Below are 9,561 nucleotides of genomic sequence, written 5' to 3' on the forward strand. Positions count from 1 at the left end.
GGGAGCTTGGAACGAAGAGGACGTCACGCGAGCTGGATCGCGAGATCGAGGCACCGGGGTTCGGGCTCACGCCATCCGCCGCCGGATCGCCAGCATCACGAGCGACAGCACGATGGTGCCGACGATGAACACCGCGGCGGCCGAGACGATCGCCGGGCTGATGTTCTCGCGGATGGTGGCGAACATCTGGCGCGCGAGGGTGCGCTGGTTGGGGCCGGCGACGAACAGGGTCAGCACGACCTCGTCGAGCGAGGTCGCAAACGCGAACAGCGCGCCGGAGATGATGCCGGGCAAAGCGATCGGCAGGGTCACCGAGAACAGCACCGTCGGCGGCGCGGCGCCGAGGCTGGCGGCGGCCTGCTCCAGCCTGATATCGACGCCCTGCAGCGCCGAGGAGACGTTGACCAGCACGAACGGGACGGCGACCACGGTGTGGGCGATGATGACGCCGAGATAGGTGTTGGTGAGACCGTAGCGCGCGAACATCAGCTGCATGCCGACGCCGAGCACCACGGCGGGAACGACCATGGGCAGCAGGAACACCGTGCGCAACGTGGAGACCAGCAGCGAGGCGCGCTTGCCGCGCAGGCCGAGAGCAGCAAGCGTGCCGAGCAAAGTGGCGAGCACCGTCGTGCCCGCGCCGATCAGCAGGCTATTGACGATCGACAGCCGCCAGGAGTCCGCGGTGACGAGCTCGCGGAACCAGCGTGTCGAATAGCCGGGAATGGGATAGTTCAGGAACACGCTGTCGGTCAGCGACAGCGGCAGCACGGCGACCAGCGGCCCGAGCAGAAAGATCACGACCAGCGCCGCGAACACGAGCTTGAGGATCGGGAGAGGCCTCATGCGCGCTGCTCCTCGACCGTCAGGCGCATATAGATAGCGTAGAGCAGGATGGTCATCGCCAGCAGCACCAGGCCGAGTGCGCCCGCCATGCCCCAGTTCGCGGCGCCGGTCGCGTAATAGGCAATCACTGACGAGATCATCTGGTCATTGGCGCCGCCGATCAGCGCCGGCGTGATGTAGTAGCCGAGGGCGGCCATGAACACGAGCAGCGCGCCGGAGACGACGCCGCGCATCGACAGTGGCAGCAGCACATGAAAGAAGGCGCGTAAGGGATGCGCGCCGAGCGAGGCCGCCGCCGGCATCAGGTTGCGCGGGATCGCGATCAGCACGCTGAAGATCGGCAGCACCATGAACGGCAGCAGCACATGGGTCATCGCGATGACCACGCCGAGCCGGTTGAACATCAGCGGCACCGGTGATGACGTGAGGCCGAGCCCCTTCAAGGTCGCGTTGATCAGGCCGTTGTCCTGCAGCACGACGTACCAGGCCGCGGTGCGAACCAAGAGCGAGGTCCACAGCGGCAGCAGCACGGCGCCGAGCAGCACCTGCCGGCGCCAGCCCTCGACCGAGGCCGCGACCATCGCATAGGGCAGGCCGATCAGGATGCAGGCGAGCGTGACCATCGCCGAGGTGATGAAGGTCCGGATCATGATCAGCCGGTTGGCCGAGGCGCCCTCGGGCATCGCCGCGATACTGCCCGATGCATTGCGCTCGAGATCGACGGCCGCGAGCAGGTTCTTGTCGGTCCAGGGTGAGGCAACGGCCTCGGCGATCGTCGTCCAGTAGGAGGTCTCGCTCCAGCGCGGATCGATGCTCGCGAGATCGACCGCGCCGCTGCCGTCGAGCGCGCGGCGGGTCTTGCCGAGCAGGCTGCGGAAGCCGGACTGTGCGCTGTTGAGGCGGCGGACGAGATCGCCGAACTGCTCGTCGTTTTTCAGCGCACGGATGTCGTCGGCGAAGGCGGCCTGCGCGGATGCGGAGGGCGTGCCGGTGCGGTCCCATCCGGACAACGCCCGCGCCGTGCGGGGCAGCGCCTCGGTGGCGACGGGGTCCGACACCGCCGTCTTCATCATCGTCACCAAGGGCACGACGAAGAACGACAGCATGAACGCCAAGAGCGGCGCGAGCAGCAGGGCTGCCTTCAGGCGCTGGCTGAGGTCTGGTCGCATGATCCCACCACCCAGACATCCGACGCGGCAAAGGACAGCGCCACCTCGCGGCCGACCTCCGCCGCCTCGCTCATGCGGTCGCCCTTGATGATCAGCCGCTGCTCGCCGACGGACGCCACCAGACGCATGTGATCGCCGAAATAGACGGCGTCGAGGATGCGCGCAGCGACACGGTTCGCCGTCGCCGCGGCATGATCGTTGATGCGGATCGCCTCGGGGCGGATCGAGACCCGCACTTTGCCGCCGTCGATGGGCACAGTGCCGGCGTGCGCCAACAATGAGAGCCCGGACTCTGTGGTCAGATGCACGGCCTCGCCAACATGGGAGTCGACCTTGCATGAGAGCAGGTTGGTCTCGCCGATGAACTCGGCGACGAACGGCGTGCGCGGCAGCTCGTAGATCTCGCGCGGCGGGCCGATCTGCTCGATCCTGCCGTGGTTGAACACGGCGATGCGGTCGGACATCGTCAGCGCCTCGTCCTGATCGTGGGTGACGAACACGATCGTGAGGCCGAGCCGGCGGTGCAGATCGCGGATGTCGAGCTGCATCTGCTCGCGCAGCTTCTTGTCGAGCGCGCCGAGCGGCTCGTCCATCAGCACCACCTGCGGCTCGAACACCAGCGCGCGCGCCAGCGCCACGCGCTGCTGCTGGCCGCCCGAGAGCTGCGCCGGTTTGCGCTCGGCCATTGCCGACAGCTTGACCATGTCGAGCACGCGCGCGACGCGCGTCGCGATCTCGGCCTTCGGCGCGTTGCGCATCTTCAAGGGAAAGGCGATGTTGTCGCGCACGCTCATATGCGGAAACAGCGCGTAGTTCTGGAACACCACGCCCATGTTGCGCTTGTGCGGCGGCAGCCCGTCGACCCGGACGCCATCGACCGCGATCGTGCCGCTGGTCGCCTGCTCGAAGCCGGCAAGCATCATCAACAGCGTGGTCTTGCCGGAGCCGGACGGGCCGAGCAGGGCGATGAACTCGCCTCTTGTGATGTCGAGATCGAGATGGTCGACGACGGTCAGCGAGCCGAAGCGCTTGACCACCTGCCGGAACGAGATGAAGGGGCTGTCCATGAACGCTGGCTTTCGGCGCCAATCGCGCCGGTACGCTTGCACGTGAGGCGGACGCACGATGCGAGGATCGTACGTCCGAGGTATTCGGCGGAGTTAGCGCGCCAGCCAGGCGTTGAAGCGCTTCGACAGCTCTTCCGAATTGTCGGTCCAGAAGCCGACGTCGAGCGCGATCGCCTGCTTGAGATTGTCGGGCGTGGTCGGCAGCTCCGCGGCGTACTTCTCCGGCACCAGCTTGGCGGCGGCGATATTCGGCAGGCCGTAGGCGATGTATTCCGGCAGCTTGGCCTGGTTGTCGGCCTGGCTCGCAAACGCGATGAAGTTCATCGCGGCGTCCTTGTTGGGCGAGCCCTTCAGCACCACCCAGCTGTCGACGGCGTAGATACTGCCCGGGAAGACGAAGCCGAAATGCTTGCCCTCTGTGCGGTTGATGGCGGTGATGCGGCCGTTATAGACCGAGGTCATCGCGACCTGGCCTGACGACAGCAGCTGCAGCGGCTGCGCGCCGGCTTCCCACCAGACGATGTCGGGCTTCAGCGCATCGAGCTTCTTGAAGGCGCGCTCGACACCCTCCTTGGTCTTCAGCACCTTGTAGACGTCGGCCGCCGGCACGCCGTCGGCCATCAGCGCGAATTCGAGCGTGTATTTCGCGCCCTTGCGCAGGCCGCGCTTGCCCGGAAACTTTTTCGTATCCCAGAAATCCGCCCAGGTCTTCGGCCCATCCTTGATCTTGTCGCCGTCGAACGCCATGCCGGTGGACCAGACGATGGCGCCGACGCCGCAATCGCTGACGCCGGCCGGGATGAAGCCGTCCTTGCCGCCAAGCTTGCTCCAGTCGATCTTCTCATAGATGCCGTCGCTGCAGCCGAGCTCGAGCTCCTCGGCCTCGACCTGCACCGCATCCCAGTTCGGCACGCCCGCCTTCACCTTGGCCTGCAGCACGCCATAGCCGCCATCCCAGCTCTCGTCGAGCACAGTGGCGCCGAGCTTGGCGGCAAACGGTTGGAAGTAGATCTTGCGCTGCGCGTCCTGGTAGTTGCCGCCCCAGGACACGACGGTGAGGTCCCGCGCCTCTGCCGATGCGGCAAGTCCGAGCATCGCAGCCGCAGCCAGCAGCACTGTGCGCGAAACGTGTCGCGGAGCGCGGGCCTGATCTGATCTGGTCGACGCCGTCGTGAGGCTGGTTCGCAGAGAAAGCATGCTCGATGATCCGTCGCACTTTTGAATGGTGCGAAAAAGCTATCGGCTGCCTATTCCTCTGGCAAGCGCGAGTTTTGATCGTCACGTGATGCTATTTTGGCGTTCATGCACTGCATCAGTGGCGCTGCGGCGAAGCGCACACCTCGGGGATCCCCGATGATCCTGCCAGGTCCCTCGAGCACGACGCCCAACCGCACGCGGACCGGCATGTCCGATCTTCAGACGAACTGCTTGTTCTCGTCGTCGATCTCCAGCGCTTCGGTCATCACCCAGGCGATGACCGCAACGGTGCCGGCGAAAATCAGCGCCAGCAGCGTATCCGATCCCAGGCTCAGCGCGAGGGTCTTCGCTCCCGGCTGATTGTGCAGGCTCAGGACGACGGACAGCGCTGCGCCGGCCAGCGGTTTCAACAGGGCTGATGCTGCGACAGCGATCGCAAACGCCTTGAGCTGCTGGATCGACTCTTGCGCGAAGATGCGGCCGGCGGCGAAGGCCTGGAAGCAACGACGTGCGCTCAGGAGGCCGGAGATCAGCGTCCCCAGCGGGACCATGGCGATGCTGAACGCCAATGCCCGGGTGGAAGCGCCGATCTCGGTCAGCGGAGGGTGCGGAATTCCAGCCTGGCCGAATAGCGTGTGCGTCGGCGTCAACGCCCAATACAGCACCATGGCCGTAGCGAGCAGCACGGATGTGACGAGACAGCCCGCCGCCATCAGCCGGCTGAGCCGGCGAATGCGATCGCTGCGCGTGGGGCGCGCGAGGGTGGTGCCGAACGTCTCTGCTGTGTGCGTCATTGTCGAAAGTCCCCGCTGGTGTGGGTCGCTCGGTGATCCTGTGACGGAGACATCTATGATCCAAAAATTATCGTTTGACAATAATTTATATTCGTAAGACAGGTGGCTGGTCAATTGCAGGAGCCATCTCATGTCTCGTTGCCGGGCGAAACTCGCCATCACGGTGATCGCCTTCGCGTCCGCTGTTGCGACGACGTTCCCCTCGACCGCCGCGCCATCCACCTCCCGCGGCCTGATATCGGTCGCCCAGGTGCTTCAGATGCTGGAGAAGGCGCCGACCGATCGCACGGCCGAGCAGGTTCTCACTGCCTACCTCGCCGGCGTCGGCGAGGCCGCTGGCGCCGTCGTCAGCACGGGACGCGCGACCTGCCGGACCCCGTTGAACCTGAGCGCCGAGAATGTCGGTCAGGCGCTGAGCTCGGCTGCTACAGGGCGGGACGCGGCGGAAACGCCGGCAACCCCTCTCATCGTCAGGGACATGCTCGATCGCGCGGGATGCAAGCGCCCGTGAGCCGTCCCGGCGCAGCAGCCCTCATCGCTGGCCATTGATCGCGCAGCGCCGGTCTACAGGCCGGCGCCGCAGCCGTCGCGCTCCGGGCAGATCTGCGACAGCGATGGGTCACATGCCGCCGAATTGTCGACGATCAGGCCGACGGCGGAGCGTGCGCTGATAGCGGCGCTGCCCGGACCGGCCAGCCGGCGAAAGGCACGATGCGCGCCGATGCGCTGAAAACCTTCGGCCGTCTTCATCAGCCGGGCTGCGACCATTTGATTCAAAAGATCCATCTTGCAACTCCTTGTCGTCAAATGACCCGGCGGCCTGGTGCGGGACAGGCCGCCGGGTCGGCGCAACGTGCTGGAGTTGGCGTCCTCCATCGCGCTGCGCTGGTCTGTGATCCGGTTCACAGATCATCAAAAGTGATCGTCCGGATCATCGGGGGAGCGCGATGCGACGCCGACTGTCATTCGCCTCTACGAACAAGAGGACGATTGAGTTGTCGGTGTCCGACATCGCGCCTTTTCACATTTCTGTTTACTCCGCAGGTTGGGCCGCCACCGTGCCGTGGCCGCCATGCTGGGTGAGCGGCTTCATTCCGGTCAGCGTCCGCAGCAGCACGTAGAACACGGGCGTCAGGAACAGGCCGAACACGGTGACGCCGATCATGCCGGAGAAGACGGCCACACCCATCGCGCGCCGCATCTCGGAGCCCGCGCCGGTCGACAGCACCAGCGGCAGCACGCCCATGATGAACGCCATCGACGTCATCAGGATCGGCCGCAGCCTGAGACGGCTGGCCTCGATTGCTGCGCGCAGCGGCGTGCGTCCGGCGAATTCGAGCTCGCGCGCGAATTCGACGATCAGGATCGCGTTCTTGGCGGACAGGCCGACCAGCACGATCAGGCCGATCTGGGTGAAGATGTTGTTGTCGCCTTTCGAGATGTAGACGCCGGCCATCGCCGCCAGCAGCGCCATCGGCACGATCATCAGGATCGCCAGCGGCAGGGTCAGGCTCTCGTAGAGCGCGGCCAGCACCAGGAACACCAGCAGGATCGCGAGCGGGAACACCCAGAGTCCGGAGTTGCCGGCGATGAACTCCTGATAGGTCAGGTCGGTCCATTCGAAGGCGAAGCCCGGCGGCAGCACCTCGGCTGCGACCCGCTCAGCGGCCGCCTGCGCCTGGCCCGACGAGAAGCCGGGTGCCGCAGCGGCGTTGATGTCCGACGACAGGAAGCCGTTATAGCGGATGGCGCGCTCGGGACCTGCGCTCTGCCGGACGTTGAGCAGTGCCGACAGCGGCACCATCTCACCGGACGACGAACGGACCTTGAGCTGGCGGATGTCGTCGGCTCGGGCGCGGAACGGCGCGTCGGCCTGCACGCGCACCGAGTAGGTGCGGCCGAACTTGTTGAAGTCGTTCACGTAGTAGGAGCCAAGGTAGATCTGCAGCGTGTTGAACACCTCCGTGACGGGAACCCCTAACTGCAGCGCCTTGGTGCGGTCGATGTCGGCGAACAGCTGCGGCACGTTGACCTGGAAGCTCGAGAACACGCCGGCGATCTCTGGAGACTTTTGCAGACCGGCCATGAACGCCTTGGTGACGTCGTTCAGGGTCTCGTAGCCGAGCCCGGCGCGGTCCTCGATCTGCAGCTTGAAGCCGCCGATGGTGCCGAGGCCGTTGACCGGGGGCGGTGGGAACATCGCGATGAAGGCGTCCTGGATGCCGGCGTATTTCTTGTTGAGCTCCATCGCCAGTGCGCCGCCCGACAGCGACGGATCCTTGCGCTCGTCAAACGGCTTCAGGGTCGAGAACACGATGCCGGCGTTGGAAGAGTTGGTGAAGCCGGAGATCGACAGTCCAGGGAAGGCGACCGAGCTCTCGATGCCCGGCTGCGTCAGGGCGATATCGCTCATCTTGCGGATCACCTCCTCGGAGCGGTCGAGCGTGGCGCCGTCCGGCAGGCGGGCAAAGCCGACCAGATATTGCTTGTCCTGGCCCGGCACGAAGCCGCCCGGCACCTGCTTGAACAGCACGGCAGTGGCCCCGACCAGCAGGACGTAGAGGATCATCACCGCGGCCTTGCCACTGATCACCTTGGACACGCTGCCGCTGTAGTTGTCGGAGGCGCGGACGAAGGTGCGGTTGAAGCCGCGGAAGAACCAGCCGAGAGCCTTGTCCAGGATGCGGGTGAGGCGGTCCTTCGGGTCGTGGTGACCCTTGAGCAGCAGCGCCGACAGTGCCGGCGACAGGGTGAGCGAGTTCACCGCCGAGATCACGGTGGAGATCGCGATCGTCAGCGCGAACTGCTTGTAGAACTGGCCGGTGAGGCCGGAGATGAAGGCAAGCGGCACGAAAACCGCGACCAGCACCAGCGCGATCGCGATGATCGGGCCGGACACCTCGCGCATCGCCTGATAGGTGGCGTCGCGCGGCGATAGCCCCGATTCGATGTTGCGCTCGACGTTCTCGACCACGACGATGGCGTCATCGACGACGATGCCGATCGCCAGCACCAGGCCGAACAGGCTGAGCGCGTTGATCGAGAAGCCGAACAGATGCATCACCGCGAAGGTGCCGACGATGGAGACGGGCACCGCGAGAAGCGGGATAATCGAGGCGCGCCAGGTCTGCAGGAACAGGATCACGACGATCACGACCAGCACGATCGCCTCGAACAGCGTGTGCACGACGGCTTCGATCGAGGAGCGCACGAACTGCGTCGGGTCGTAGACGATGTGGTACTCGACGCCTTCCGGCATCGTCTTCTTGATCTCGGCCATGGTGGCGCGGACGTTGTCGGAGATCTGCAGCGCGTTGGAGCCGGGCGCCTGGAAGATCGGGATCGCCACCGCCTGCTTGTTGTCGAGCAGCGAGCGCAGGCCGTATTCGGAGGCGCCGAGCTCGATGCGGGCGACGTCGCGAAGCCGCGTGACCTCGCCATGCGCGCCGGTCTTCACGACGATGTCGGCGAACTGATCCTCGTTCGACAGACGGCCCTCGGCGTTGACGGAGAGCTGCAGATCGAGACCCTTGACGCTGGGGGAGGCACCGACCACGCCCGCCGCGGCCTCGACGTTCTGCGCCTGGATCGCCTTGACGATGTCGGAGGCCGAGAGGCCGTGCTCGGCGGCCTTCTGCGGATCGACCCAGACCCGCATCGAATAGTCGCCGGCGCCGAACAGCTGCACGTCGCCGACGCCGTCGATGCGCGCCAGCCGGTCCTTGACATTCAGCACCGCGTAGTTGCGCAAATATGTCGTATCATAGCGGCCGTTCGGCGAGATCAGGTGCACGACCATGGTGAGGTCGGGCGAGCTCTTCTTGGTGATGACGCCGAGCTGGCGGACCACGGCCGGAAGCCGCGGCTCGGCCTGCTGCACCCGATTCTGCACCAGCTGCGTCGCCTTGTCAGGATCGGTGCCGAGCTTGAAGGTGACCGTGAGCGTCATCGCGCCGTCGGTGGTCGCCTGGCTGCTCATATAGAGCATGTTCTCGACGCCGTTGATCTGCTCCTCGATCGGCGTCGCCACCGTCTCTGCGATGACCTTGGGATTGGCGCCGGGATAGGTGGCGCGCACCACGACCGACGGCGGCACGACGTCGGGATATTCCGAGATCGGCATCGAGAACAAGGCGATCAGGCCGCCGAGGAAGATGAGCGTCGACAGCACGCCTGCGAAGATCGGCCGGTCGATGAAGAATTTGGAGAGGTTCATGGGAGGCCCCGTGGTCGGGAGAGGTCGGTAGTTGTGTCAGATCGGTCGATCGGCTGGCCCGGTGCCCACCCTCCCCTGGAGGGGGAGGGTCGGCTCACATGAGCGCAGCGAATGCGAGCCGGGGTGGGGTGGCGGCCCCTCCGCTCATGCGGTGATCAAGGTCTTTTCCGGTGCATCAGAGAAGTGAGAGGAGTTGCAGCAGACAGATCGCGCATCGCTGAGACCGTCACCCCACCCCGCCGCGCGCTCTGCGCGCGTCGACCCTCCCCCTC

At 65.7% G+C, this 9,561-nt stretch carries 8 protein-coding genes; 1 reads left to right on the top strand and 7 read right to left on the bottom strand.

Annotation, left to right across the window (positions count from 1 at the left end):
* Positions 1–66: 66 nt before the first annotated feature.
* The 5 genes from BRAO375_RS04835 to BRAO375_RS04855 all read right to left on the bottom strand — a co-directional run bounded on the left by BRAO375_RS04835 (position 67) and on the right by BRAO375_RS04855 (position 5,187).
* The gene (locus BRAO375_RS04835) at positions 67–846 is read right to left on the bottom strand and encodes an ABC transporter permease (RefSeq protein ID WP_009026333.1); all 780 of its coding nucleotides are present in this window, start codon (positions 844–846) and stop codon (positions 67–69) included.
* A complete protein-coding gene (locus BRAO375_RS04840; RefSeq protein ID WP_009026334.1) occupies positions 843–1,952 on the bottom strand; it encodes an ABC transporter permease in 1,110 nt (369 codons plus the stop codon). Before BRAO375_RS04840 ends, BRAO375_RS04835 begins: the two co-directional genes overlap by 4 nt.
* A 35-nt stretch (positions 1,953–1,987) precedes the next feature.
* The gene (locus tag BRAO375_RS04845; RefSeq protein WP_009026335.1) at positions 1,988–3,082 is read right to left on the bottom strand and encodes an ABC transporter ATP-binding protein; all 1,095 of its coding nucleotides are present in this window, start codon (positions 3,080–3,082) and stop codon (positions 1,988–1,990) included.
* A gap of 93 nt (positions 3,083–3,175) precedes the next feature.
* Entirely contained in the window at positions 3,176–4,177 is a 1,002-nt protein-coding gene (locus tag BRAO375_RS04850; RefSeq protein WP_175345290.1) for an ABC transporter substrate-binding protein, read from the bottom strand.
* Between the two features lie 320 nt (positions 4,178–4,497).
* Positions 4,498–5,187, bottom strand: a complete 690-nt coding sequence (locus BRAO375_RS04855; RefSeq protein WP_201767528.1) for a DUF2975 domain-containing protein — start codon at positions 5,185–5,187, stop codon at positions 4,498–4,500.
* 16 nt (positions 5,188–5,203) lie between these two features.
* On the opposite strand from BRAO375_RS04855, the gene BRAO375_RS04860 reads away from it, so the two are divergent.
* Entirely contained in the window at positions 5,204–5,584 is a 381-nt protein-coding gene (locus tag BRAO375_RS04860) for a hypothetical protein (protein WP_009026338.1), read from the top strand.
* Positions 5,585–5,637: 53 nt separating this feature from the next.
* Here the strand turns inward: BRAO375_RS04860 and BRAO375_RS04865 are convergent, their stop codons facing one another.
* Both BRAO375_RS04865 and BRAO375_RS04870 read right to left on the bottom strand, forming a co-directional pair.
* Positions 5,638–5,859, bottom strand: a complete 222-nt coding sequence (locus BRAO375_RS04865) for a hypothetical protein (RefSeq protein ID WP_009026339.1) — start codon at positions 5,857–5,859, stop codon at positions 5,638–5,640.
* 247 nt (positions 5,860–6,106) lie between these two features.
* Positions 6,107–9,289, bottom strand: a complete 3,183-nt coding sequence (locus BRAO375_RS04870) for an efflux RND transporter permease subunit (RefSeq protein WP_009026340.1) — start codon at positions 9,287–9,289, stop codon at positions 6,107–6,109.
* Between the last annotated feature and the right edge of the window lie 272 nt (positions 9,290–9,561).

Source organism: Bradyrhizobium sp. ORS 375 (genome assembly GCF_000239775.1).
Taxonomy (GTDB): Bacteria; Pseudomonadota; Alphaproteobacteria; order Rhizobiales; family Xanthobacteraceae; genus Bradyrhizobium.